Source organism: Ewingella americana, assembly GCF_006438725.1.
GTDB classification, from domain to species: Bacteria; Pseudomonadota; Gammaproteobacteria; order Enterobacterales; family Enterobacteriaceae; genus Ewingella; species Ewingella americana_A.
Window position 1 is genome coordinate 47,173 of record NZ_RCZD01000006.1, and the last position, 23,481, is coordinate 70,653.

Below are 23,481 nucleotides of genomic sequence, written 5' to 3' on the forward strand. Positions count from 1 at the left end.
TTGTTGGCGGTTTCGCTGACCAACACCAACCCAAATACTCTGAAGTGTGGATACCGTCTTATGGAGCAAAACCCGCAGTCACAGCTTAAGCTACTTGTCACCCGTGGTAAGGAGCAAGGCTATCTGACCTTTGCTGAGGTCAATGACCATCTGCCGGAAGATATCGTCGATTCCGACCAGATCGAAGACATCATCCAGATGATTAATGACATGGGCATCCAGGTTCTTGAAGAAGCGCCTGACGCCGATGACTTAATGCTGGCCGAAAACCGCCCTGATACCGACGAAGATGCAGCCGAAGCTGCCGCGCAGGTACTGTCCAGCGTTGAATCTGAAATCGGACGTACCACTGACCCGGTTCGCATGTACATGCGTGAAATGGGTACCGTTGAACTTCTGACCCGTGAAGGCGAAATCGACATCGCCAAACGTATTGAAGATGGTATCAACCAGGTCCAGTGTTCCGTTGCCGAATACCCGGAAGCTATTACCTATCTGCTCGAGCAGTATGACCGCGTTGAAGCGGGCGAAGCACGTCTGTCTGATCTGATCACCGGTTTCGTTGATCCGAATGCAGAAGAAGAGGTCGCGCCAACAGCAACGCATGTGGGTTCTGAACTGACCACAGAAGAGCAGAGCGATAACGATGACGACGAAGATGAAGACGACGACGCTGAAGACGACAACAGCATCGACCCGGAACTGGCACGTCAGAAATTCACCGATCTGCGTGAACAGCATGAAGCGACCCGTGCCGTCATCAAGAAAAACGGCCGTAGCCATAAGAGCGCCGCAGAAGAAATTCTGAAACTGTCTGACGTATTTAAACAGTTCCGTTTAGTACCAAAACAGTTCGACTTCCTGGTTAACAGCATGCGTTCCATGATGGATCGCGTCCGTACTCAGGAACGTTTGATCATGAAGCTGTGCGTTGAACAGTGCAAAATGCCGAAGAAAAACTTCGTCACTTTGTTCTCCAGTAACGAGACCAGTCAAACCTGGTTCGACGCGGCTCTGGCAATGGGTAAACCATGGTCCGAGAAGCTGAAAGAAGTCACTGAAGACGTACAACGCGGCCTGATGAAACTGCGTCAGATCGAAGAAGAGACCGGCCTGACCATCGAGCAGGTCAAAGACATTAACCGTCGCATGTCGATCGGTGAAGCCAAGGCTCGTCGCGCCAAGAAAGAGATGGTTGAAGCAAACTTACGTCTGGTTATTTCTATCGCGAAGAAATACACCAACCGTGGCCTGCAGTTCCTCGACCTGATCCAGGAAGGTAACATCGGCCTGATGAAAGCCGTTGATAAGTTTGAATACCGCCGTGGTTATAAGTTCTCAACTTATGCCACCTGGTGGATCCGTCAGGCTATCACCCGCTCCATCGCCGACCAGGCGCGTACCATCCGTATTCCGGTGCATATGATTGAGACCATCAACAAACTCAACCGTATTTCGCGCCAGATGCTGCAAGAGATGGGCCGCGAGCCAACGCCGGAAGAGCTGGCTGAACGCATGCTGATGCCGGAAGACAAAATCCGCAAAGTGCTGAAAATTGCTAAAGAGCCTATCTCCATGGAAACGCCAATCGGCGACGATGAAGATTCGCATCTGGGTGATTTCATCGAGGATACTACCCTCGAGCTGCCGCTGGATTCTGCCACGTCAGAAAGCCTGCGTTCTGCAACGCACGACGTTCTGGCCGGTCTGACGGCACGTGAAGCGAAAGTACTGCGTATGCGTTTCGGTATCGACATGAATACCGACCACACGCTGGAAGAAGTGGGCAAACAGTTCGACGTTACCCGCGAACGTATCCGTCAGATCGAAGCGAAGGCACTGCGCAAACTGCGCCACCCAAGCCGCTCTGAAGTACTGCGCAGCTTCCTCGACGACTAATCGTAATTAATTAATCGTCATCAAAAAGCCCCGCGATGGTGAAAACCTTCGCGGGGCTTTTTTTTTGGCATACATTCGCTGATTAATACGCGCTGAGCGCGTCATACATCTCACGATAAGACGCGACCAACTCATCCAGCGTGGCGCGGTTCAGTCCGCTTGGGTTTGGTAATACCCAGACCTCCGTACGGCCAATTTTCAATGCCTGACGGCCCCAGCTCACTTTACTGATGCCGAACGCCTTACTGAACGCCTGCTTACCCAGCACCGCCAGTGCACGTGGCTGGTAACGCTCGATCTTGGCTGTCAGCAGCGCCCCGCCCTCACGTAACTCATCGCGCACCAGTTCCGTGGCTTCCACCGTTGGCCGTTCGACCAGCATCGTGATGCCACACGCGGTGTCGAGCAGATGCTGCTCCTCTTCCGGCTTAAGCAAACGGTCGGTAAAGCCGGCCTGGTGGATCACCTTCCAGAAACGGTTGTTGGCATTAGCAAAATGGTAGCCATGATGGGCAGTAGAAAGACCCGGATTGATCCCGCAAAACAGCACGGTAAGATCGTCAGCAATAATATCGGTGATCATGATGTAACCCTGTGACGTATTTACCGCAGTTATCGCAAAAAAAGGCAGCAATGACAACAGACTAGAATCGCACACAAAACGCGCATACAAACCGATCACCTGTAGACCTGTAACCGGAACTTACCGTATAATCCCGCCCCACGGCCCCTTAGCTCAGTTGGTTAGAGCACGCGACTCATAATCGCTTGGTCACTGGTTCAAGTCCAGTAGGGGCCACCAAATTTTAGCTTTAAATTCAGTAGATTAAGCCACTTTTTGCAGGGTGGCTTTTTTCCATCTCATTGATTGTGTCGCAAAATTGTCGCACTATTTTTCATCGCGACATCAAGAACATTAAAGCAGGGGTATATGGACGCAGGAACAATGGAGTCGTCAATTGGAATTCTGGTGACAATCTTTATAGCTTCTATGGGGTTCGCTGTGACCAAAGCATCTTTTTATCAAGATGTCGTATCTTCAAACTATTTCAAATTCCTCCTATTAATTTCTCTTCTCACATACTTAATCTATATTTTTGTTGAGAGTTTCAGCAACTCCTTGCAAACCAAGCTGAAAGAAACCCCTAAAGCAGTGGCTGTAATCAAAGACTCATGGGAATCGTATTCAACTGATATTCTTTGGTGGGCATTATTGCTTAGCATATTTTGGGGTCTTTGGTTTGTACTAGAATCACTTTCTAGAGCAATGATTAAGCACAACACAAAAGATAAAACCTAACGATCGTGATTTTTTCCTTCTCTATAGAAAAACACTTCTTATACAACTAGTTATAACACTCCAACGCCACAATTGGCGACAGAATGGCGACGTATCTTTAATAACTTCAACAACTTCCCTGCATTTCAACCTATTGCCCCAGTCTCAATCGTTCAGTAGGATGTATCTGTCTGTGACAGAAATGCAAAAGGAGGTTACTTTGACCCAATTTTTGCACACCACTTTAGATTTTTAGTTCGGCCTAAAATAAATTTGGTAGTTGGCTTAGTAGCCGTAAAAAGTGGTAATAGACAGATGCAAGAACAAGGGAAATGAACAGGGCGCTAGTTCAGTGGCAATCTAATAGCCTTACTGACGAACAGGGCAGCCGACTGGTGCACCGCTAACCCTAAGTAAAGAGAGCCATCTACCACTTCATTCTGTGGCTCATACCAAACTCTTGTATCACCTCAAAATTATCGTGCGAGCTTGTTCAGAATATGTAGTAATTTCTGACGGGGTTAAAACCCTACCAGACCAATTATAACAAGGGGTTACGTGAAATATGACCACTTTTTATACTAATAATCACATTATGTCCATTCACAATTTTTGAGGTAGACATGGCCACTAAATTTCAGGTTGAATTAGCATTAAAAGCAGTCTTATTGGAACTCCATGTACGCGGAGTAGATTTGCATTCTCTCCAGGATGCCTCCATTCTGCGTATGCATAATGAAAAAATTTTTGTAAAAGAAGATTCGTCTAAAGAAAGGTATCGCGCGGAAGAAGTCCTTTTTGGACTTGTACACAAAATAGCAGGAGCTCCCCCGCAATCCAATGAAAAACCATTACCTATAGAAGAATTTTAATCCTATTACCGCTTGATCACCTTACGGCGCTATGAAAAATCAAAAGATGCACTTGATCGCTGACTCAAGGCCAGTATGGACCAACAAATTTTTGCCTAATATTCAATATTATTAAGCCACTTTTAACTAAGTGGCTTTTTTTTATAACGGTCAGTTTCACGTAAGGATTTCCTAGCTAAGCTTATATATTCATGCAATATTGGTTTGAGAGATTTATTTAAGGTGAATTCTGCAAATAAGACTCACCAGCATGAATAGGGAAACCTACTTGAATATCGTAGATTGCGATTTGTTGACGCTGCCGACGTATGATGCTATTCCCTTCCTCTCAGCTGCATTCTTGCTAGATATATAAGCTTGTAGAAATTCGACAATCCTTTTAGGGGATACACGAAGTGACTGCTGACTAAGCTCTAAGTTGAAAACTTTGACCATTGTAGATGGGGACTGTGTTTTTCGTTCGTTTATACAATATCCTGACTTTGCTAACGCTGCTTTTACAGAATTGAAAGCAATTTCTAGCTGGCTCAGATCATCACTTGAAAGCAAAATATCATCCATGTAAATGCTTACCGAAATCTGACCTGACTTACTAATAATATTTATTAACTTCCCACAAAATGATTGATGAAAACATAAAGTTGCTAATATAGGAGATTGCGGATACCCATAAGGGATAACGTGTTTAAGACCATTAGAAGGAGGGCTTCTAACTGTCGATAACTTAGCAATCTCCCTTGCTTTAGCATAAGGAATAAGCTTTCCTAGCTCTCTAGTAACCCGACTTTGACTGGTAGAACCGAAAAAATCACTTATATCGATCAGAGAAAAATATTGTTTCTTGATATGCCGATTTGCAGCTGCAACATGCCCTCCCTTCCTTAAATGATACATATAAAGAGGATAGTTCCATTTATGTTTGATGTAAAAGTGTATCTTTCCCCCGATTTCCCGGGTCTTTTCACTTGGTACATAAACCCAACGTCCTTCTTTAATTTCAAACTTATGTATCCATTTGTCCATTGATATAAGTGCCGAAATTAATGTAGTTAGGGACTATGTTAAAGAGGCTCAGCACCTTTTCAACGAAAGTCCACGACTCGTTGATAAAGGCTAAGATTACAGTAGTAATCTCGAGCACTTTAACTAAGCCGATTTTATGTGTTTTAGTCATAAATCGTTCTCTCTATACAATCCTGACGTTTCTTAGCGCAAGCGCATAGCCCAAACTAAAAACGCGACGACCCGTAGAGGCCATCAGAAACCTACGACAACCCTGCGCGGCGTGCGGCAGCGTTGAGCAGCTCACAGCATCGTAAGGCGACCATCGGCATGTCGAATAACGACGAGTACAGAGAGGCCGGAAAACCCAGCTAACGTCAGGAACAAACAGATTACATGCAGAATTCGTAGCGCGAAACACTTTTTGTTTTACTAGTGATCTAATTTTTTGAAATAGTTGCTCTATTAATGCCTTTTTCAGTTTAATAATAATCAATACAAACCGCGCCACGTCTGGTCTCTATGCAATTTACTGGCTCACAGCATTGACCTTTTCAACGCCCCATCAATCAGGCAAAAAACACATAAAAACCTTTTATTTCAGTGAAATGAGTTTTTCCTACGATCCTTTCGAGAGCCATAAAACTGAAATTCACTGAAATCCGTTTCAATCTTTTCAGTTTGGGGTTGCATGCAAAAGCCCAGGCACAGCGCGGCCTGGCGCTATGGTTTGTAGAAAACTGAAACTGAAAAAAACAACTGACGCAAAAGCCGCAGGCGGGTGCGGTGTAGTGCAATTTCCGTCACGTCTTGCTTTGTTCCGTGAGGCTGTCGCTGCGCATGCCGAATCAGGTTGGCTTGATCGTTTTGAAAGAGTTCATGGCGTTAGCTCGAATGCTGCACGGGGCTGTGTGCGATTGAGGTGGGTTATCTGCGGGCAATAAAAAGCCCGCACACGGCGGGCATAGAAATTATTTCAGACTTATGAGGCGGGTATAACTTAGCTCTCCTCTCTCGGTTAGTGACTTAATCATGAACTTCCCATCACTATTATAGGAGCCTACTACTTCCGCTAAACTACACATTTCATCGAACAGCCGCACTAACTCTAAATCAGATTCAATATTGAATTTTGCCATGGTCAATGGCTTAGGAACGCTATCATCTCCAATAAGGGTTAACCATGAGAGCAAAGCGTTTTTTTGCTTATCATTATCTAGACGTTCGGCCAGACATAATGTTGTACTAGCATGTTCAATATTCATTATCTAAACCTCAGGAGAGTATAGCCTCTATTCTAACATGTCCGTACATTCCGCGTTGGTACGCAATATACTGAAAAATATACACATTTAAAAATCATCCAATAATCGGATCGTATTTCGTCTTAAGCTCAGTGGCTTTTGCGCCGGTAGAGGTAATAGTCGCTGCATTCTGCGGCGTTCCGGTGTTGCTATGCGTATGGGCTGCGGTTAGCTCAGCCAGTTGCTTCACCACGTCCAGGGTTTCAAGCATCAACTGACAAACGTTAATACTCTGGCTCCCAATCCAAACCACAGGTGCAATCACTTCCTGGCGCACGGCCGCTACACTGCTGCGTAATTGGCCGACCTTCTCAACCAACTGACCTACAACGTTAACCGTATTATCCCCGCCCACGTCCGTAGTGGCATTGCCCTGGATGCTCGCCACATAGTTGGCCTGGGTGGCCAGGCAAAAATCCCCCTGGGCAACCTGCTGCACTGCACCGGCCAAAAGCTTATACGTGCCCAGAACAATGGTTTTATCCGTGGCCTGAATGGTGGTTTCACGGGTTACCAGCGTGCGGGTTTCCTCATCGGCCTGGATAACCCGGCGCATGGAAGACTCACTGATCGTCTGGTCGGTCTGGCGCTCCCAATCCCCTGCCACCGTCACCCGCTGGGATACCCCATCGCGTTGCTGCTGTAACTGCTCTCCGGGTTTGACGGCGGGTAAGCTGTTGCCCTGCGCCATGGTTTGGCGAACAAAGGGTTTATCTGGCCTCCCCTCATTAAAGCCCACCTCTACCAGCGTGCCAACAGGAGGAAACTGGAACATCCCGGACTCACTGCCCGCCATCGGCAACGGCAACGGCACGGCCGGATAAATCGGGGTATCCTTCGCCGGTTTGCCGTCTGCGTCTAACAGCTGCAAATCAACCGCGTACCGTGGGCGATAGGGATCAGCAATGTTCCCGTTGCTCACGTCCTCGCTGGGTGCCTCTACCCTGGCGAACTTTGGCAGATGCAGACCGCTGGCCAACTCAGGAAAAGCCCCCTCAACCTGGCGCTGAATAGGCGTTTTCTGCAATGCCTGGCCGGTGACCTTATTACGCGGCGTCCAGGTGATGGCCATATCATCGTTATGTAGCCGAACGGTGGTTAACCGCTGGTTGTTCACGTCTACACCAGGGCGCAGGGTTTGGATAACCGGCACGGTCATGGTGTTGCCCGCCGCCGTTCCCTGGCTAAATTCGCTGGGGATCTCCACCGACTTACCCGCAAAAAGTGCATCCGCCGCACTTCCCACGAACACGCCGCCATCAGGCAGCTGATACCAAATATAATCATTGATTGAGAAAGCACGGCCAAGACTGGCCAGAAGTTGATAGCCGGTGCCGCTGTGAGTGAAATGGGGGATCGGCTTGTCGGCATAGCTCGACGCAGGAACGGTAAACTCCAGCCCGCTTTCTTCGCTCAGCCATTTGGCCACGTCGCGCAGAGTTGGATGCTGGAAAGAACACGGCCAGGCGCGTTCGAATACGCCGACCAGCTCCCGGACAAAAAGCCGCTGGTAGCCCGATTCAGAAGGCTGCGAACGCTCCACATACCCGGTGAACCAGCGCAGCACCAAATCGGGATAACCAATATCAAGACGCACCAGTTTGCCGGTAAAATCTTCATCCGTTTGCGCAGTGATAAATCCCCGACCGCACGCGCTTAATTCCAGTGCCAGATTGACGTCCACCAGGTGCGCGGCCGTATTAGACAGATATAATCTTTTGACCGGTTTCATGCTGGCCCCAGCGCATCATTAACGGGTTTGAGCACCTTGCTTTCAAACCAACTGAGTTTTTCGTCATCGTCAGCCGCCGCACCGCCATTAGAGCCAGCCTTTCCGCCCTGCTTAGTGGCCGCCGTTTTACCCCCGGCGCGGGCTTCACGCTTTTCGGCCACGCTGCCCTTTTCGCGCAACGTGAAGGTGACCAGCCAGGCCATTTTTCCGTCCTGCGGTGGTGCGTCAATATTCCCGCTGAATGTCCCTTCCCGGAAGTTAACCGCCTGGGCGGCCAGGTTGGCCACGCGGTAGGTTTGCAATTTGCCGCTGGCGTCCTTGGTTTCTGCCAGTTCAAATAATCGCTTAAGCACCTTCACATCACGAAACGGCACCATGCCGGAAATGCGCAATTCCTTGGCTTTCGTTCCTTGCTCAGCGGTGGCCGTGCTCGAGGATTGCCCGGACTGGTCTTTTTCCTGAAACTGCATTGTTGCCGTAACTTTAAGGTCCATCAGCGGAATGGCTTCGCCGTTAAGCGCCAGCGTGGTGATCATCATTTATCATGCCCTCCAATAGCGATAAATCCGGGCCAGAAAACAGCGTGGCCAGCGTAAAGATGGCATCCTGCTGCGGGATATTTTTGCGCATTTCACTGGCGATAAACGCCGGGGACCCTTTGGCGGTAAATACCCAGGCGGTAGTGCTTTTTCCCTGCAAATCCGCCAACGCCTGGGTGACACCGGCCAGGGCTTCATGGCGGGCAGTGGCGAAATCAGACATTGCCGACACAAGGCCGCTAATGCTGGCCCCGGTGGCCGCCTCAGCTTTGGCCTGGGCAATGCGCTGGGCATTCATGGCCAGGCGGTTGGTGGCGGTGGACAGTGGAACCGCTGGCGGCAAACCGCTCACCGCTTTGCCGGGGATCTGCATTTTTGTGATGGCAAGCTGGGCCACTTCCTGCGCCCGGCGTGCAACTTGAGAAAATACCGGCAGCGGCAAAACCGACGAAAATGCCGCCAGGTTCTTCATAAAATCCGCCTGAGACGTGGCACAGACCATAAAAACAATCACGTTGATTTCATCGTCATCAGTACCTAGCTTGCTGGCCAGATGCTCAGCGGCATTTTTCGGGCTTAAATAACTGCCTTCACCCGCTTCCTGACCAAGGCCATACACCCACGGATGCACCGGCAGCACCGAGCACGTCAGCGCCGCCATATTTTGGGGGATACTTAACATCGCTTTATGCCACATCGGCCGGTTCTCCGGGCCATATAACATCCGGCGCACTGGACACGTCGACGCGGCTCAGTTGTAAGCGGTGGTTTTGCCACGCGGTCAATAAGAGCAATTCGTCTTCTGTCGCCTGTTCGCTGTCTTTGGCAAAGGTCAGAATGCTGATGTGTTCCGACGCTACGGCTATGCGGTCTTTTTTATCCTGCGCTGCCTGGTTAATCAGTGTGGTTTTCTCGACGCTTTTGTCTTTCACCCACTTTTTACCGTTCCATTCGTCAAATTCTGACGCGGGCGCAATGCGGGTTTTGTCGTCAGGGATAGGGCCTAACGCATCGACTCGACTCGCACCGCGGTTGCTAATGTCATACACCGTGGCCCCGCGATAATCCTCAACAATTTGCCAGCCGGTATTGATATAAACGGCGGCCTGATTGATTTTCAGCACCGGAGGTTTGTCCGTTGTGCAGTTGGCGGGTAAACCGGTGTGCGGCACGACCCAGGCGTCACAGGGGCCAATAAGTTCCTTGGTCGTTGGAACAAAGTTGAATACTTTCACAATCTGATTTTCTGCGGATACTTTGAACATTATGCGAGCCTCACAATATAGTTTAGTGCGATGTTTTTAACGGTATTTTCTGGGTTACCTGCGGCATGAATCGCCAGGCCGTGGGTGTGCGCCCCAAGCGGGACTTGGTGGCTATGCCCACCGATGTAAACGTTATGACCGTGTGCGCCAATACCAACCCAATGTTGATGCTGACCTTCGCCGGTGATTAGGGCCTCATTGGCATACCCATGATTAACATCCAGCAATCGACGGGAAGAACCGCCCCCGTTAAGAGAAATATTCGATTCACGCGCTTTCATGCTGTGCTCGTGATAACCACCCTCTGTAGTGAGTTTGCTGCCGTAATCAAAACCATCCGTGCCCTTTGCACCGTAATCAAAACCGGTGGTATAGGGTGACCCCAGATCAGTGCCGTATACCTCGCCCCCGTGGGTGTGCGACTTAATAGCATCTTGTTCGTATGACCCCACGGCACGCCCTGACGCGGGTTTCCCTTTAATTGTCCATCCGCGCATATCGGGGATCACGCCACTCGGATAAGCAATGGCAAGTTTTGGATAAACGGTTGTATCGAATGTCTGGCCGACCATTAAAGCGTAACCGGTTGTCGCGGGCAGGGTGTCAGACGGCCACGCAATGGGAGCACCTACCGGATAGCTGTCAAAACGTGGGTCATCCCCCGCCGCCACTGTGTTGGGGGTCGTTCCCACATCCAATAACGCCGCGCCTTTCAGGGCCAAGTTTTTACGCGCGGTAAGAACGTCATGGACGTCAGACAAATTTTTATCTTTGCGCAAATAATCACTCTTACCCTGCTGTTCACCCAATGACCCTTTGGGACGCAGATCGGTAATAACGCCATCTTCGTCGATGCTGGCCAGTGCAAACACGTAATGCGCTACCCCATTGCTGGTGTAGTGGGCAAGTTCGGGGGCAATAGTGAATTTAATGCGCGTCTGGTAAGCGCTGGTTAGCGTCCCGCTGTAGCTCACATCCGCCCAGACTTTGGTCGGTATCGCCGTTAGCGCAATATTGGCGTTAGCCGCCAGTGACGCACGCAGACCGCCGATGTACCCCAGCCCCTGGGTAACAAAATGCTGGCTTCCTGTCTTGGCAACCAAAAAACCATCGTCAAAGAAGGCACCGGGACCGTAGGTGTCCACGTTGGCCAGTCGCAGGGCTTCATCCATGCCCGACAGGCGGGCGGTAAAATCAATCTGCCAGCTTTCGGCCGGTGTGGAGATTAACGTCTCGCTCACCGCGCCTTTGTACTCCATCAGGAATGAGCGAGTTAACACGTTGCCCTGCTGGCCGTTGGTGTTCTTCACTTTGCTTTGCAGCGGTGCATGCACAATCATGGCCAGCGTGCCGCTGGCTTTATTGACCAGACCAATCCAGTTAAAAGCAAAGTCGCCCACATCCGCGCCAATGGTCACGGAGTACACCACGGAATTATCGTTCACCACGCCGGTTTTGCTGACCGCCTGGCGATAAACGATGTGTGCCGCTGGCGGCAAGCCTTCTTTGCGGTCAATCCCTTTGGACGGATCCAGCCCCGGCACGTTGGCCAGCACAAATTCATCCAGGATCACCGGCTGGTTATCGGTAGCCTGCTGTGTCTTCCACTGTTCAAAGGCTTCGGTAATTACGGTCTGAGACATTTCTCGTCCTTACGATAATGTTGCGCCAAACGTGGCGGGGGTTGATTGAGTGCCAAGGGTCGCCGGATAACACACGTATTCGCCCTGATTCCACCCCGCCCGGATATTCAGCCCAGAGGTTGTGATGACTTCAAATTGATAGCGGCGGCAGGTCCGACCATATTTACGGATAATTTCTAAGAGTAAATCGCTGTTATCGGCGATCTGGCTGTCTGTCACCCGCACCATGATCACGTCCCAATCCACACCCTCCTGACGCTCCAGCAACTCAACGTAACCAATCCCCAACCGGTCAAAGATGGCGATAAATCCCGCCGCTGAACCGGCGTCACTGGCATTGATAAAGGCATAAGCCACGCGCTTTCTAAACAGGGTTAGCGGCTCACCGTTAAACCGGGTTATATCGCGGTCATAGGCCAACAGCTTTAGCAGCGGTTCCGCACACATCAGCGGATCAAACTGGCGCAGTGGCCAGCTCACCCACTCATAAACGCCCTGCCAAAACGTGCGACTTGCCCGCAGTAGCGCGGCCGGTTCGCCTTCACTCATCCATGAAGGCAACACCAAATTTTTTAATCGCGCTTTGAAATCAGGCACTCTTGATCTCCACCGCCAGTGAGTTTAATCGCGGCACCGTCAGCTCACTGACGATATCGCCCAGAGAAAAGGTGATGGAATCCACCTCAGCAAACGTCTTGTGGATTTCGCGGGCCAAATTAGAAAAAGAGAACCGCGAATAGGGCCAGGTCTGTTTCACGTCATAGTCCGTATTTTCCCGAAAAGCAGCGCGGATCAGGTCGCTGGCATTACCAACCAACGCGGCTTTTTGCTCATCGGTCATGTTGTCCGGGTTGGTGACAAACAGCTGAACGGCCAGATCGTGCCGGGTTTCCGGCATCGCCATACACTGCATATCGTCACCGTGGCCATGGTGGCCCTGGGTGTTAATGTGGTCGTTCACTGCGTCAATAAAAGGCTGGGAAATCACGCCACTATCCAGCAATAAATAAGCATTAGCCGTTCCGGGGCCACGTGGCGCGTCATGCTTAAAGAAAATACGCTCAACGCTCAGGCCCACAATGCTGGCGATCATGCTGCGGTAAACGGCATCGGTGTGGTAATTGCCAACCAGGTTGAACTGATTGCGGCAACGGTCACGCAAGTCATCATCCGATTCCTCATCGGCACCCGGCGTCAGCAGCCAATCATCTTGGTTTACCGCCTGGCTGATACCCGTCACCGCCACCGGCAAAATACGGTAATAGCCAGGGGCAAGGTTAAACGCACCGCCCGCCTGGCTTGCCGTGACGGGGATCAGTTCGCTAGCCAGTCCCGCCGCTAGCGTGGTGTCAGCATCTACCGTGACCGCGTAAATCACGCCGTTAATGCGCTCGGTCTGGATAACTGTTCCCGCTGGCACGGTGACGACATGTTTGGCGTCTTCTTTGATGAAGCGGATCGCCCCCCGGGCAAAGCTGGCGGGCTTAGCTTCCAGATTTACACCCCAGGCAAGCAGACGCAGCATTTGGCCGCTCGCCGTGGCCAAAAACATATTGGCCAGCACGGTATTCACCAGAACATCTTTTATCCAAAGTACCGGCGTTGTTACAATCGCCGTGACCAGCTTCCAGAACGGCGACATTTTTGACGTGTTGGTTATCATCCCTTCAGCGTCTACGATGGCGTTGAACTGGTCGCGGATCTCGTCCTTAGTCGTCGGCATCCCGCTATCACTCAGCACCTTTTCAAAATCAATCGTCGGTTTATTATTCATAATTCACTCCTACGGGGATTTTGCCAAAAGCATAAGTTTCTGCGTCAACCCAAAGCCGCTTTAATGATTCCTCGGTAATGTTCACAGTACCGGGAATAATGCGTTCATCTTCTTCAACTAAAAGTATTAATTGCGTGATGACGTCAGCGCGTAACGTGGGGCTTCTTTCTGCCACTAACTGAGTGGTTAATCCACTTTCAATAATGGCGTGGACAATATCCTGACCAATGCTGATTTTATTATTACAAAGTTCCGGCTCATTACCGGTATTTAAAGTAAAATTGCGCCCCGTAATTAGCAGGTCAATATATAACGCATCCGTCATGCTCCTAGCTCCTGCCATTCCATTAAGTCAGTCGGCGTCATTCCCTTTTGTGGGTAAATATTAACGGTATTAATTCTCTTGCTGTTATCAGTGGTGGTTTTCGCGTTGCTGTTTATTTCTTTGCTCAACCCGCCACGATCAATTCCCCGTGTAGCCCCCCCAGTAGACATTTCATTTTGCAGCGGCTTAGGCACATCGCCCACTTGTTTGGCTTCGATGTTTATACCTGGAATAAGATTTAACTTATCGATGATCCAGTTATAGGTCCCGGCAAAGGAATTCTTAAGCCATTCCCACAACCCGCTAAACACGTTGCCAATACTTTCCGCCATGGCGGCCATGCCGTCGAACGGGGACAAACTGCCCAGACTGTCAACCAACCACGTCCAGCCATCGGCGATCCACTTCCAGGCAGTCATAAACACGTCTGCCACCCAATTCACCGCAGCCGCCAGTGCCTGGAAAGCGTCGGTTTGCATGATGGCCGCCTTGACCGCATCCCAATGCTGAATGAGCAAGTACAGGCCCACGGCCAGTAATGCGATAGCGCCAATGATCAACAGGATTGGCCAGCTCAGGAAGTTAAAGGCGACACCAGTCGTCATAGCCGCTATACGGATAGCCAGCAACACACCGCGCAAAATGGCCATCCCCGCCGCCCAGGCACGAATAGCGCCGTTGTAAAGCCACACCGCCGCCGTTCCCAACTTCATCACCAGGGTGAAAGCGGCCCAAATCCCTTTCAGGCCGATCATGATAAATTTGGCCACGCCCATCACCAGGTTGGCCAGCGCACCGGCCCCTGCCAGACTTAAGATGGCCAACGCAACATATCCCACCACTTTGGCGATATTGGGGAACAAGGTCATCCAGCGGGCAAATTTCTGGCCGCCGTCTGCCAGGCCGTTCAACAAGGGATAAAGTACCGGCAACAGGGTTAACCCAATGGCAATTCTGATCGCCTCAAAAACAGCCATCAACCGATCCCAGGGTTTCGCCATCTTCTGCGCCATTTCCTGCGTGCGTTTAAGGCCATCACTTCCGCCCAGCACGGTGATATTGCGTTGCAAGGTGTCCACGTTGCCATAAAGCTGCTTCACCACCGCCGAACTGTCACCAAACGCCGCATCTAACTCCGCCTGGGCCTTAAGGTTGCCCTCAATGCTTTTACCGTATTTTCCCTGCAACTTTTCCAGCATGGCGGGCATTGAAAGCATGTGACCCTGTGCATCCAGGAAGCTTAAGCCCAGCTTTTTGGCCCCCTCCTGCGCACCGCTCAGGAAGCCTTCATAGGATCCACTCGCTTCTGTCCCAAGCGAACGTTGCAGTTCGCCCAGCACCGCCAGCTGCTCGTCCATGCCAACGCCAAAGTTTGAGCCGACGCCGCGTGAGCCTTCCATTAAATCTTTAATGACCCCCATGTCCGTGCCGAACTGCTGTTTCATGAAGGACATTTTCCCGGCCAGTTGCTCAGCAAACTGCACCTTGCCCATGGCATTGGCATCGGCGCTGAATTGGCTGAACATTTGGCCCATGAATTCCGCCGCGTCGCCCGATGTGCCTTTAAGCGCGGCGGCCACCGTGTTGGCCACCCTGACCACTTTCGGCAGTTCTTCGCTACTCAGCCCGGAAACGGCTGCGTTAATATCCGCCGTGGACTGCACGAACTCCACCGCCGACTTACCGTATTGCATACTGAATTTCAGAGCGTCGGCGGATACCTTGGCCAGCACATCATCACCAATGCCCCGCGCAGACGCCTCCTGCATCGTGTCATACATGTCGATCGCAGGGCCAAGCGCCCCTTTAATCGACATACCCACGCCCCACAGCCCGCCCACACCCACGGCAATTTTCCCAAAGGCGTCCTGACTGTGTTGCGCGAAGCCGGTCACCGACGTTTGCGCCTGTTTAAGCGGGCGCGTAATTCGGTCGATCAAGCTCAGCGTAAAATCTAAATCCGCCATCAGTCGCCTTTAAATGCCAGGGCAATGCCATTTGCAATAGCAATGCGTTGAAACTCCCAATGACGATTATCCAGCCACACGGCGCGGGCTAAATTTTCCGTATCGTCATTTTCATGCGGTAAATAATGGCGGCGCAAAATAAGATACTGCTCCAGACCGTTATTTTCGATGGCGCGAACCCGCGCCTCTAGTTTTTTAGTTCGATATCCAATTTAGGCGCATATTTATCATTCACCGCCGCCGCCAATTGCAGAGCCGAACCGGGAATATCCAGCACTTCATCCAGTGCCACTTTACTGTCTGCGGAAACAATACGGCGCAAATAGTTATTTGCCGGGGCCAGCTTATTGTCCATCGACATTTCATTGATGAATTTGTTATAGGCGGTGGTGTTTGGCTCAAAAATTAAAGCCTGACCGTTTACGGTTAATTCAATGGTGTGTACTTTGCTCATGATTTAATTTCCTTCGCTGGTTTATTTCGTCAATTAATTGGTTATGCCGTGCGGCACATTCCGCATATTGTGGGGTTATTTTTAAAAGCACCTCGGCAACGTCTTTACCTAATACACCGTTAAGGCGCGGTAATTGTTCCGGGCATTTCGTTAACAGATTTTCTTGATAGGGTTCGCTCGGCACTTTCGGCAGCGGCGTTGTACATCCTGACAAAATCGTCAGACACGCACTCGTTAGTAAATACCGGTTTAACCAATTCTGTCCTGATTTCCACAGGCTGCGCATGTTTCAACGCCTCCAACTTATCTTCTAACGCCCTGGCGGATTGGCGGCCTATCTCTTGGCTCTCAATCCGGGCCTTATCTCCGGCCACCGTAGCAGCGCGGTTGATCACCAAATCCAGACTATCGCGATACCAGTCGCCGACTTTCCACCCCGCCGTAAACACGGCCAGAAGGGCCAGGCCAATGACGGCCAGTTGCTTGGCCATCACTTCACCCCGTTATGTTCCAGGCTAAAATGATTGCCATCTGGACGGGTTTTAAAGCGCCCGCCCCAGGTGCCGCCGAGCGACTCCCAATATTCACCTAAAGGTAAATATGCCTCGGTTTTTGTCTGGTACTGGCCGCTGATAAACAGGTTAAAATCCACCGCCAGGCGCTGTGTGTGTAAACTGTTGCTGATCCCCTTACCGCTTTTGGCATTCAGTGCCGCCTGTTCCGGTGTGCGGTAGGCTTCGCCAAAGGTCAGCCGGTAGCCGCGTTCCCCTGCCCACTCAACAAGCTGGGCAATCAGCTGCGTAAACAGCTGCTGTTTTTCGTTCAGTGTCATTCTGGTTTTCCCTTTCCCGGTAACAAACTGCTTCCCCTGCGTTTAAGCCACACCTCGACAACCTGGTGGCCAGCAATCCCCAGCGCTGCACCTACGCCCGCGATGGCCAGCGGAGAAATGCCGGGGATCCAAATCAGGACGGCACCGGCCGCCACTGAGGTGGCCGAACCCAAAATAATGCGGCCAACAAAAAGCTTCGCCGTAATGGGTTCACTACTGTTGAGCGCCTTACCCAGGGCAATCAGTGCGCCCAGGATAATGAGGCTTAACAGGCTTTTTTCATGCTCTTGCATCCCTGCCATTCCTTATCCAATCAGGTTGCGCGTGTCTTCATCTTCCAGATATGGCACGCCGTTGATCCGTACAAAGTTCGGGTCGGTGATGAAGTACTTAATTTTGTGTGTCATGACGCCGCCACCCTTCGGATCAGCGTCCAGGATATTGCTCAACACCAGCTTGCAGCCGAAAGCCTCAATCTTTAATTCTTCGTTTCCGGCCTTGGCGTAGAACATCAGATCGACCGGTTCAATACCGCGCCATGAACCGGCACGGCGTGCAATGGCGGTCAACTGCCCCAATACCTTGGTAGTGACTTCAATCTCCCCCTCTCCAGCCACATCACCCGATACATGGCCATCAGGCACGCCCTGGGTTTGGGCGGCCGCCGTGTTATCGGTAATGTCTAAACTCACCTTTTCGATGTGGATCAGATCGCCGTCCATACGCACATCGGTGGATTGCCCTGAAATACGTTTCATCTGTTATTTGCTCCCTGCTGCGCCACTGTTCAGTAACAGGCTTACCGTGATGCCTTTCGGGCATTCATAGGTGCGCACCACAATATAAATCTCCACCTGCGTGGCGGATTTCCAGGTGATCGTCACGTCCCCATCCTGCGGCGTCATGACTTCACCGGGGAACGTCACACCGTTAATCTGCGTGGAGATCGCCATTTGACGTAGCACCTTGGCAAAATATCCCTGGTGCGCGGCGATACTGCTCGGCGTGCTGTTCAGCGAACGGTCCGCAATCTTGGCAATCGCCTGGAGACGCACGCGCCGTGCCGCTTTATCGACAATGCGCAGGTATTCAATGGCCTGATAATCCCCACCTTCTGCGTCCAGCGTGCGGCCGTCTGACCAATAAAAACCGTCGTAATCCGGGTACCACATCGGTACGCTAAAGCGCTTTTCCTGCAACGCTTGCAGCGTGGCCAGGTCCAGCACCGCACCACTGCCATCAACGGGTAAATCATCACGCCCCATATCCAGCAAAGCACCGGTTTGTACCCGCGCCGGACTATCGGCAATGGTCACCGCCCGATTGCATAAGCGCCCCGCCAATACGCCTGGCTCATTGCCAAACAGACGCGGCACCAGTTGCACGGACGGCGCGGCGATCTGCGCCTGTAATGTGGCTAACCGCGCCAGATAATCCGCCCATTCTTCGGCAACCTGCGGACCTTCTACCGCCAGGATAAACCAGCACCAGCGGCCCAACTTAGCCAGCAGATTGGCACGCAGACTGGCGGCTTCGTTGATCGGCTTTTTGTCGCTGATATCATCCGACAACACCACACCTTCCACCGATGCCACGGCCTGGGCAGTCATGACCGCCTCCACCCATGAGTCAGGTTCAATACCTTCGGCCGGTTCGGCCAGGACGTGCACAAAGCCGCTCCAGTTCTGCCCAGCATTCAGCATGGCGGCGTTAACATCACGCTTGAGCGCGCTATCAGCGCCCAGCAACACGTCTAAATCAGTCTGGGTATTCACCGGCAGCGTTTTGCCCGCGTTGGTCTTTCCTCTTCCTACGTACAACACTGCACGCTCAATCTCTTTGGTTTCACCCTGTAGCTGGTTAACCTGGTTAACGCCAACCGTTGGCCATGTCATGCCGTTCCCTCTTATCCTGCGCCGTAGCCAATGCCCTGCAATTGACGCGCTAACGCTTTGTTGAAATCCTCTTGCGAGATACCCAGGAAGGGACGCGCTGGCACATCAACCGACCACGACGTTTTCACCGCCTTGCCAGACAGCACCCGGATTAACAGGCCCGCTTTGGCCATCGTCATGCTTTCCTGAATTTCTCTAAACGCTGGCTTGCGCCACCGCTTGCCCTTTTTGACCTTGTACCCCAGCGCCCGCAGCCGTTTAGCCTGGCGCGTGGTGGCCGGTAAACTCGCCACCCGGCTTTTTTTCTCAACCTGACGGCGGTTCACCGTCACGCTCATGCCGTTTTGCTGGGCATAACCCACCGTGCCAGCCGCAATGGATTTCTTACCATTGCGATAGCCGCCGCCGCTTAAGTACACCCGCACGCCGTCGATTTCGGGCATTTCGCGGATGTGTAGCAGTTTGGGCATATTGCGCAGCATCTTCCCTTTGCGCTTGGTCTGGCGTCCCTGCCATTTCTGCCCGTCTGGCCCGGCCTGGTTGCGCACGTTACGTTTGGCCGCTGGCATTAATCCGTACTTGGCTAAGCGCCATAACAACCGCTGACGCTTTTTCTGCGGTAGCGCCAGGCTGTTCAGCTGCTTACGCAACGCTTTCAGTTGGGCGGCATCCAGTTCACCCCGGATCACGGTGTCTCGCCGCCAATCGGTGCGCCCTGGCTATCCACGCCGTAAACGTGCGCCTCGCTAGCCAGCCAGATTTCGGGATCTGCCAGCCGCCACATGGCCCCATCCATGGGGATATTTCCCTTTTCATCCTTGACCATGTTCAGCGCTTCAACCATCGGCACCGAAATGGCCAGCACCGCCGTTTCTTCATCGATCACATCAATGTCGAAATCCGGCAATTCATCATCAATGCCCATTTCTTCAAACAGTGACCGATCAACCTGACCCAGCCAGACCAGCAGCAACGCGGCCAGGTTGCGCGGGTCATACAATCGATATGGGAACCTGTCCCAGGTTAGCGCCGCGTCATAACGGATAACCGCCAGACGATACTGATCCAGCCCTAAATCCCGCTGTGCCGGGATGAATTTCATTTCATCCATGAAACTGGCAAACCCTGCGCCCTGAAAGGTACGTTTTGGCATGTACTCAGTGATGAAAGCGGTCAGCTCATCCAACTGGCTCATATTTTGCGTACTCCCACACGGCGCTTTCCTTTAATGGCCCGGATAGCAATCGAACCCTCTGACAGCAGGCTGTTACGGGTTTCCTCGCTTTCCTGCCCTGGGTGCGTTTCCCGGCGTCCAATGCTGGCAAACTCCCCCATCAAATCCGCCTTAGCGCGGGCATACACCGCACGCTTATAGCGGGCGCATAACAGATTCCCGTCCATCATGCTTATGCCTGGCGCTTCACTCGCCTGGCCAATTCCCTTGGCCTGGTATTTGTCCCTGACTGACACCAGCAAGTCATTCACTTCACCGGCTGCGGTCAGCAGCGCCGTGGCCACTGTCCCGGCGTCGATATCGGCCGGAATACTCCGCTGTTCCTGAAACTCTTGCAGGTTCAAGTCCGGCCAAAAATCCTCGTTTTTTAACGGCTCATCGTCGTATTCAATCGGTGTTCCGCTAAACATAAAATCCCCCCGAAAAGAGAAGCGGGCATAACGGGATCCACGGTACATAACCCAAGGGCATTACCTTCCCCGCGCCCGCCCCGGCTTGCGGTAGACTTTAAAAAGTGTGGGTATGAGAACCCGACACCGAATGAGTGTGCGCACCAGGCAAAGCATGACTGTGAACACCGGGCAGCTCATGGCCATGTTCGCCATATCGGTGGTGAAAACCATGCGCACTATCCTGGATCTCGTCTTCATCAAACCAGCTATCGACGGCGCGACCATCGGCCGCTTTGTAGTGGATCAGATAGGCGTTGGCGTGGTTGACGTATTCAGCACGGGCTTTAACCTGGCCAGCTTCACCGCTGATCAAAACCACAACTTTTGCGGCCAATTCGAACATGAATTTTTTCATTACTTTCCCTGATTTTTTTCAAGCGCCCGCACACGGGACGCAATTTGATTTCGCATGGTGCCAACGCCGCAGCCGCTATGCAGCTTGTGCGCCTGGGCCAGCAGTCCATCCACTTGTTTTAGCAATTCCACATCATCCGTCGCGGTGGCACGCGGTACGCCCTGCGGGTCAAACAGCTGGCGCATACCGGCGAATTTGAACCACTTGGCACGGATCACTTCATACAGCTCCCAGTTCTCCGTCACGTTGGTAAACGTGCGGGAGAAATACGGCTCAATCGGCTGGCCCTCCCTGGCCATGTTTTCCGCCCAGGCCAGCACCGTGTCAGCCGTGAAGGTGACAAAGTTACTTTTCAGCGCGGCCGGGGTGTCCTGCCCCTGCTCAATGGCGATATCCGCCAAATCCAGCGCGGCATCCAGATCGCCCACGTCAAACAGCCAGATAACGCACCAGGCCAGAACGGGATTACGTTGAATAACCCCCTCCGCCAGATACTTTTCAACCGTTGGCATCCAGCGCGGCAAATAGGTATCACGCTTGATGGCGACCTTTTGCGCCAGTGTCAGCCCGTGCAACGCCTCCACGTCCTTTTCCAGCGCGGCGGCCATCACGTGCATACTGTCCGAACTGTCCAACGCCTGGCGCTGTTTCAATTTGGCCTGTGCGGCACACCTGGCCGAATGGCGTTGCGCGGGTGACATCATGCTTATTCCCCTACTTTTTCGGCAGGTTCGGCCACTGTGCCAATGGTCACCGCGCTTTCATCAATCGCCGCGTACAATTCCAGGTACTCAACCGCGTAACCTTCATTGCGCAGGTATTTGTTTTCGTACTGCTTACGGTCTTCGACAAATTCCGCTTTACGCTGGCGGGTGTTGCGCTGGGTATAAATATGCAAGTTATTCAGCGTGGTCACGACCATGCGCTTGCCCGGCATAAACGGCGGGATAATGGCGCGGCGGCCTGCAATGGTGCTTTCCAGCATTTGCGCGGCGATTTTTTCCGTTGGACGGTCAGCCGCCTGGTAAAGACGGTACTGCTCTGCGGCCACCAGGTCAGCCCCAACCAGCACGACCATGCGCGGGTCATTGCGGTATTCCTGCGGAATTTTGGCGTTAATCAGGTCTGACGCCATGGCGTCCAATGACTTGTAATCACCGTTCTGATCCAGCGTGACCGGGTCAGTCATGATTTGCTTGCCGTCTTCGTACAGACGCACGATTTCATGCCAGCCAATATTCACATCTTCGCCGTTCGGGTTCTTTTCGTAGTCGGTGGATTTCGCCACGGATTTACCGTTGAAGCCGATACGCAGCATGTCCAGTGCGAAAGCCTGAGTGGTGAAAGCGGTGACGCGCTGGAAGAACTCCTCTTCTGAACCGGCATTCGCCCAGATAGACAGCAGATCCCAACGCAGTGCGGCGCAGGAGTCCGTTTCTACCAGCTTGTAATCGTTACCTGAAACGCCCACTTGGCGACGGAAACGGCCATCGGCAATACGGCCGGTATGCAGGCCAGAACTGCCCACGCTCACCACCTGACCAGACAGCTGATCAACGTCCGCGACGGTGATCCAATTCAGGAATTCAGAGCTTTCCAGCAGTGCATCACGCAGCTGGGTTTCTTTCGGGTCAGACAATGAGAAGTAATTAGAGACTTCTCCCACGTCCAGACCGTTGGCCGCAGCCAGGCCCGCCGCGAATTGCTTTAAAAAGCCACGCGCCTTTGCATTTAAAATCATTGCTTAATTGTCCTTAATCGCCATCGGCGGTTAATAATTTCCCTGGTCAAATTCTTATAAGAATTTAAATTCCGTCTTCGTGCCTTTTGGGTTACTTTTCGGCAGCGGTGTCACCTGCTTGCTAAAGTTTTTAACGATAGCCGGGAGGTTGTCACGCAGACGCGCAAACTCTTCGGTATCCACCACACCTTTTACGGTTTCCACATCGCTTTGAATATCATCTACGGTTGAGTCCGTTTCATCCGTTTTGGTTTCCAGTGCAGCAACGCGTGATTCCAATGACGCCAGCGCTTCGGCTAACGCTTGTAATTTATCATCGCCCTGCGGCACGTCTTCCACTACAGGTTGTTCGTCTTCAATACTGAAAAGACTGCGCCACGTTGATTTATTTTTTACTTTCCCTGCCATGTCCAGTTCCTTTATTTCGTTAATCACCAGCGGCGAACTATTACCGATGAAGTAATTATCTTTCCGCTTATTAAATCGCATTCGTGTAGTGCCAACGCTTGCGGGTTCATCTGTTACGCCCAACCCCTCCAGATAATGCCGCCCTGTGCCGCGAAAGTTACCATCAGGGGTTAATTCCACTGACGAAAACAAAAGCTTTCCATTGCGATTAGCATAAATTAAATCAGTCGATGGACATAAACGGGCATAGAGTTTTACCAGTCCCGCATCATCCTCACCGGCTTCCACTTCCAAGACTTCACCCGCGTTACCCGCCCAACGCTCATGTTCCGGCCAAAGCAATGCAGTGTATAAATCCGGGTTATAGGTTTCCGCTGCGTCAATTAACATTTCCCGTGTTAAAAAACGTTTATCAACTGTTTCCCCTTCGGTAGCGATACAGATCCAATTCGTCATTAATTGAGAGCCTGACATATCGGAATTTATCTCCTTTCTTCCGTGGATTGCAG

General features: G+C 51.8%; 30 protein-coding genes and 1 tRNA gene. 4 read left to right on the forward strand and 27 right to left on the reverse strand.

Annotation, left to right across the window (positions count from 1 at the left end):
- The first annotated feature begins 60 nt into the window (after nt 1-60).
- Nucleotides 61-1,899: an RNA polymerase sigma factor RpoD gene (rpoD, locus tag EAH77_RS12570; protein ID WP_140473161.1), complete on the forward strand. Its 1,839-nt coding sequence runs from the start codon at nt 61-63 to the stop codon at nt 1,897-1,899.
- 82 nt (nt 1,900-1,981) lie between these two features.
- Here the strand turns inward: rpoD and mug are convergent, their stop codons facing one another.
- Nucleotides 1,982-2,482: a G/U mismatch-specific DNA glycosylase gene (mug, locus tag EAH77_RS12575; protein ID WP_140473162.1), complete on the reverse strand. Its 501-nt coding sequence runs from the start codon at nt 2,480-2,482 to the stop codon at nt 1,982-1,984.
- Nucleotides 2,483-2,624: 142 nt separating this feature from the next.
- Here mug and EAH77_RS12580 point away from each other — a divergent pair.
- From EAH77_RS12580 to EAH77_RS12590, 3 genes are all read left to right on the forward strand, one after another.
- Nucleotides 2,625-2,701: transfer RNA gene (locus tag EAH77_RS12580), tRNA-Ile, on the forward strand.
- Nucleotides 2,702-2,830: 129 nt separating this feature from the next.
- Nucleotides 2,831-3,199, forward strand: coding sequence for a hypothetical protein (locus tag EAH77_RS12585; RefSeq protein WP_140473163.1), 369 nt, complete (start codon nt 2,831-2,833; stop codon nt 3,197-3,199).
- 602 nt (nt 3,200-3,801) lie between these two features.
- Entirely contained in the window at nt 3,802-4,050 is a 249-nt protein-coding gene (locus tag EAH77_RS12590) for a hypothetical protein (protein ID WP_140473164.1), read from the forward strand.
- A gap of 264 nt (nt 4,051-4,314) precedes the next feature.
- Here EAH77_RS12590 and EAH77_RS12595 read toward each other — a convergent pair whose 3' ends face one another.
- The 26 genes from EAH77_RS12595 to EAH77_RS12720 all read right to left on the reverse strand — a co-directional run bounded on the left by EAH77_RS12595 (nt 4,315) and on the right by EAH77_RS12720 (nt 23,446).
- Nucleotides 4,315-5,073, reverse strand: a complete 759-nt coding sequence (locus EAH77_RS12595) for a reverse transcriptase domain-containing protein (RefSeq protein WP_140473165.1) — start codon at nt 5,071-5,073, stop codon at nt 4,315-4,317.
- A gap of 950 nt (nt 5,074-6,023) precedes the next feature.
- Entirely contained in the window at nt 6,024-6,317 is a 294-nt protein-coding gene (locus EAH77_RS12605) for a hypothetical protein (RefSeq protein ID WP_140473166.1), read from the reverse strand.
- Nucleotides 6,318-6,411: 94 nt separating this feature from the next.
- Entirely contained in the window at nt 6,412-8,088 is a 1,677-nt protein-coding gene (locus tag EAH77_RS12610) for a hypothetical protein (RefSeq protein WP_140473167.1), read from the reverse strand.
- A complete protein-coding gene (locus EAH77_RS12615; protein ID WP_140473168.1) occupies nt 8,085-8,627 on the reverse strand; it encodes a hypothetical protein in 543 nt (180 codons plus the stop codon). The genes EAH77_RS12610 and EAH77_RS12615 overlap by 4 nt, the downstream gene beginning before the upstream one ends.
- The gene (locus EAH77_RS12620; protein WP_241673454.1) at nt 8,602-9,309 is read right to left on the reverse strand and encodes a hypothetical protein; all 708 of its coding nucleotides are present in this window, start codon (nt 9,307-9,309) and stop codon (nt 8,602-8,604) included. Before EAH77_RS12620 ends, EAH77_RS12615 begins: the two co-directional genes overlap by 26 nt.
- 4 nt (nt 9,310-9,313) lie before the next feature.
- On the reverse strand, nt 9,314-9,892 hold the full coding sequence (locus tag EAH77_RS12625; RefSeq protein ID WP_140473170.1) for a tail fiber assembly protein: 579 nt from the start codon (nt 9,890-9,892) through the stop codon (nt 9,314-9,316).
- Nucleotides 9,892-11,535: a phage tail protein gene (locus EAH77_RS12630; protein ID WP_140473171.1), complete on the reverse strand. Its 1,644-nt coding sequence runs from the start codon at nt 11,533-11,535 to the stop codon at nt 9,892-9,894. The genes EAH77_RS12625 and EAH77_RS12630 overlap by 1 nt, the downstream gene beginning before the upstream one ends.
- 9 nt (nt 11,536-11,544) lie before the next feature.
- The gene (locus EAH77_RS12635) at nt 11,545-12,132 is read right to left on the reverse strand and encodes a hypothetical protein (protein ID WP_140473172.1); all 588 of its coding nucleotides are present in this window, start codon (nt 12,130-12,132) and stop codon (nt 11,545-11,547) included.
- Complete coding sequence (locus EAH77_RS12640) at nt 12,125-13,309, reverse strand: baseplate J/gp47 family protein (protein WP_140473173.1); 1,185 nt, start codon at nt 13,307-13,309, stop codon at nt 12,125-12,127. Before EAH77_RS12640 ends, EAH77_RS12635 begins: the two co-directional genes overlap by 8 nt.
- Nucleotides 13,302-13,634: a DUF2590 family protein gene (locus EAH77_RS12645; RefSeq protein WP_140473174.1), complete on the reverse strand. Its 333-nt coding sequence runs from the start codon at nt 13,632-13,634 to the stop codon at nt 13,302-13,304. The genes EAH77_RS12640 and EAH77_RS12645 overlap by 8 nt, the downstream gene beginning before the upstream one ends.
- Entirely contained in the window at nt 13,631-15,601 is a 1,971-nt protein-coding gene (locus EAH77_RS12650) for a phage tail tape measure protein (protein WP_140473175.1), read from the reverse strand. The genes EAH77_RS12645 and EAH77_RS12650 overlap by 4 nt, the downstream gene beginning before the upstream one ends.
- Nucleotides 15,601-15,738 carry a DUF6890 family protein gene (locus EAH77_RS25810; RefSeq protein WP_431306765.1) on the reverse strand — a complete coding sequence of 46 codons (138 nt, stop codon included), beginning with the start codon at nt 15,736-15,738 and terminating at the stop codon, nt 15,601-15,603. The genes EAH77_RS12650 and EAH77_RS25810 overlap by 1 nt, the downstream gene beginning before the upstream one ends.
- 50 nt (nt 15,739-15,788) lie before the next feature.
- Nucleotides 15,789-16,055, reverse strand: a complete 267-nt coding sequence (locus tag EAH77_RS12655) for a putative phage tail assembly chaperone (RefSeq protein WP_140473176.1) — start codon at nt 16,053-16,055, stop codon at nt 15,789-15,791.
- The gene (locus tag EAH77_RS25815; RefSeq protein WP_140473177.1) at nt 16,033-16,239 is read right to left on the reverse strand and encodes a hypothetical protein; all 207 of its coding nucleotides are present in this window, start codon (nt 16,237-16,239) and stop codon (nt 16,033-16,035) included. Before EAH77_RS25815 ends, EAH77_RS12655 begins: the two co-directional genes overlap by 23 nt.
- A complete protein-coding gene (locus EAH77_RS12665) occupies nt 16,175-16,546 on the reverse strand; it encodes a hypothetical protein (RefSeq protein ID WP_140473178.1) in 372 nt (123 codons plus the stop codon). Before EAH77_RS12665 ends, EAH77_RS25815 begins: the two co-directional genes overlap by 65 nt.
- Nucleotides 16,546-16,887, reverse strand: a complete 342-nt coding sequence (locus tag EAH77_RS12670) for a M15 family metallopeptidase (protein WP_140473179.1) — start codon at nt 16,885-16,887, stop codon at nt 16,546-16,548. The genes EAH77_RS12665 and EAH77_RS12670 overlap by 1 nt, the downstream gene beginning before the upstream one ends.
- The gene (locus EAH77_RS12675; RefSeq protein ID WP_140473180.1) at nt 16,884-17,180 is read right to left on the reverse strand and encodes a phage holin family protein; all 297 of its coding nucleotides are present in this window, start codon (nt 17,178-17,180) and stop codon (nt 16,884-16,886) included. Before EAH77_RS12675 ends, EAH77_RS12670 begins: the two co-directional genes overlap by 4 nt.
- Nucleotides 17,181-17,192: 12 nt before the next feature.
- Nucleotides 17,193-17,645, reverse strand: coding sequence for a phage protein (locus EAH77_RS12680; protein ID WP_140473181.1), 453 nt, complete (start codon nt 17,643-17,645; stop codon nt 17,193-17,195).
- Nucleotides 17,646-17,648: 3 nt separating this feature from the next.
- On the reverse strand, nt 17,649-18,782 hold the full coding sequence (locus tag EAH77_RS12685) for a DUF2586 domain-containing protein (RefSeq protein WP_140473182.1): 1,134 nt from the start codon (nt 18,780-18,782) through the stop codon (nt 17,649-17,651).
- A gap of 11 nt (nt 18,783-18,793) precedes the next feature.
- The gene (locus EAH77_RS12690) at nt 18,794-19,471 is read right to left on the reverse strand and encodes a hypothetical protein (protein ID WP_140473183.1); all 678 of its coding nucleotides are present in this window, start codon (nt 19,469-19,471) and stop codon (nt 18,794-18,796) included.
- Nucleotides 19,468-19,977 carry a phage tail protein gene (locus EAH77_RS12695; RefSeq protein ID WP_140473184.1) on the reverse strand — a complete coding sequence of 170 codons (510 nt, stop codon included), beginning with the start codon at nt 19,975-19,977 and terminating at the stop codon, nt 19,468-19,470. The genes EAH77_RS12690 and EAH77_RS12695 overlap by 4 nt, the downstream gene beginning before the upstream one ends.
- Complete coding sequence (locus tag EAH77_RS12700; protein WP_140473185.1) at nt 19,974-20,426, reverse strand: head completion/stabilization protein; 453 nt, start codon at nt 20,424-20,426, stop codon at nt 19,974-19,976. Before EAH77_RS12700 ends, EAH77_RS12695 begins: the two co-directional genes overlap by 4 nt.
- Before the next feature lie 97 nt (nt 20,427-20,523).
- The gene (locus EAH77_RS25240; protein ID WP_140473186.1) at nt 20,524-20,823 is read right to left on the reverse strand and encodes a hypothetical protein; all 300 of its coding nucleotides are present in this window, start codon (nt 20,821-20,823) and stop codon (nt 20,524-20,526) included.
- Nucleotides 20,823-21,527, reverse strand: a complete 705-nt coding sequence (gene gpM, locus EAH77_RS12710) for a phage terminase small subunit (protein WP_140473187.1) — start codon at nt 21,525-21,527, stop codon at nt 20,823-20,825. The genes EAH77_RS25240 and gpM overlap by 1 nt, the downstream gene beginning before the upstream one ends.
- A gap of 2 nt (nt 21,528-21,529) precedes the next feature.
- Nucleotides 21,530-22,564 (reverse strand): phage major capsid protein, P2 family, encoded by a 1,035-nt coding sequence (locus EAH77_RS12715; RefSeq protein WP_140473188.1) that lies wholly within the window; start codon nt 22,562-22,564, stop codon nt 21,530-21,532.
- Nucleotides 22,565-22,618: 54 nt separating this feature from the next.
- Nucleotides 22,619-23,446, reverse strand: coding sequence for a GPO family capsid scaffolding protein (locus EAH77_RS12720; RefSeq protein ID WP_140473189.1), 828 nt, complete (start codon nt 23,444-23,446; stop codon nt 22,619-22,621).
- Nucleotides 23,447-23,481: the final 35 nt, after the last annotated feature.

Excerpts from the sequence above, each read along its gene's own strand:
- EAH77_RS12595 (WP_140473165.1), bottom strand. The coding sequence starts at position 5,073 with ATGGACAAATGGATACATAAGTTTGAAATTAAAGAAGGACGTTGGGTT.
- EAH77_RS12590 (WP_140473164.1), top strand. The coding sequence starts at position 3,802 with ATGGCCACTAAATTTCAGGTTGAATTAGCATTAAAAGCAGTCTTATTG.
- EAH77_RS12655 (WP_140473176.1), bottom strand. The coding sequence starts at position 16,055 with ATGAGCAAAGTACACACCATTGAATTAACCGTAAACGGTCAGGCTTTA.
- EAH77_RS12640 (WP_140473173.1), bottom strand. The coding sequence starts at position 13,309 with ATGAATAATAAACCGACGATTGATTTTGAAAAGGTGCTGAGTGATAGC.
- EAH77_RS12670 (WP_140473179.1), bottom strand. The coding sequence starts at position 16,887 with ATGACACTGAACGAAAAACAGCAGCTGTTTACGCAGCTGATTGCCCAG.
- EAH77_RS12620 (WP_241673454.1), bottom strand. The coding sequence starts at position 9,309 with ATGTTAAGTATCCCCCAAAATATGGCGGCGCTGACGTGCTCGGTGCTG.
- mug (WP_140473162.1), bottom strand. The coding sequence starts at position 2,482 with ATGATCACCGATATTATTGCTGACGATCTTACCGTGCTGTTTTGCGGG.
- EAH77_RS12625 (WP_140473170.1), bottom strand. The coding sequence starts at position 9,892 with ATGTTCAAAGTATCCGCAGAAAATCAGATTGTGAAAGTATTCAACTTT.
- EAH77_RS12720 (WP_140473189.1), bottom strand. The coding sequence starts at position 23,446 with ATGTCAGGCTCTCAATTAATGACGAATTGGATCTGTATCGCTACCGAA.
- EAH77_RS12715 (WP_140473188.1), bottom strand. The coding sequence starts at position 22,564 with ATGATTTTAAATGCAAAGGCGCGTGGCTTTTTAAAGCAATTCGCGGCG.
- EAH77_RS12645 (WP_140473174.1), bottom strand. The coding sequence starts at position 13,634 with ATGACGGATGCGTTATATATTGACCTGCTAATTACGGGGCGCAATTTT.
- EAH77_RS12680 (WP_140473181.1), bottom strand. The coding sequence starts at position 17,645 with ATGAAACGTATTTCAGGGCAATCCACCGATGTGCGTATGGACGGCGAT.
- EAH77_RS25240 (WP_140473186.1), bottom strand. The coding sequence starts at position 20,823 with ATGAAAAAATTCATGTTCGAATTGGCCGCAAAAGTTGTGGTTTTGATC.
- EAH77_RS12605 (WP_140473166.1), bottom strand. The coding sequence starts at position 6,317 with ATGAATATTGAACATGCTAGTACAACATTATGTCTGGCCGAACGTCTA.
- gpM (WP_140473187.1), bottom strand. The coding sequence starts at position 21,527 with ATGATGTCACCCGCGCAACGCCATTCGGCCAGGTGTGCCGCACAGGCC.
- EAH77_RS12665 (WP_140473178.1), bottom strand. The coding sequence starts at position 16,546 with ATGGCCAAGCAACTGGCCGTCATTGGCCTGGCCCTTCTGGCCGTGTTT.
- EAH77_RS12630 (WP_140473171.1), bottom strand. The coding sequence starts at position 11,535 with ATGTCTCAGACCGTAATTACCGAAGCCTTTGAACAGTGGAAGACACAG.
- EAH77_RS12695 (WP_140473184.1), bottom strand. The coding sequence starts at position 19,977 with ATGAGCCAGTTGGATGAGCTGACCGCTTTCATCACTGAGTACATGCCA.
- EAH77_RS12615 (WP_140473168.1), bottom strand. The coding sequence starts at position 8,627 with ATGATGATCACCACGCTGGCGCTTAACGGCGAAGCCATTCCGCTGATG.
- EAH77_RS12675 (WP_140473180.1), bottom strand. The coding sequence starts at position 17,180 with ATGCAAGAGCATGAAAAAAGCCTGTTAAGCCTCATTATCCTGGGCGCA.
- rpoD (WP_140473161.1), top strand. The coding sequence starts at position 61 with ATGGAGCAAAACCCGCAGTCACAGCTTAAGCTACTTGTCACCCGTGGT.
- EAH77_RS12685 (WP_140473182.1), bottom strand. The coding sequence starts at position 18,782 with ATGACATGGCCAACGGTTGGCGTTAACCAGGTTAACCAGCTACAGGGT.
- EAH77_RS12610 (WP_140473167.1), bottom strand. The coding sequence starts at position 8,088 with ATGAAACCGGTCAAAAGATTATATCTGTCTAATACGGCCGCGCACCTG.
- EAH77_RS12585 (WP_140473163.1), top strand. The coding sequence starts at position 2,831 with ATGGACGCAGGAACAATGGAGTCGTCAATTGGAATTCTGGTGACAATC.
- EAH77_RS12650 (WP_140473175.1), bottom strand. The coding sequence starts at position 15,601 with ATGGCGGATTTAGATTTTACGCTGAGCTTGATCGACCGAATTACGCGC.
- EAH77_RS12700 (WP_140473185.1), bottom strand. The coding sequence starts at position 20,426 with ATGTTTAGCGGAACACCGATTGAATACGACGATGAGCCGTTAAAAAAC.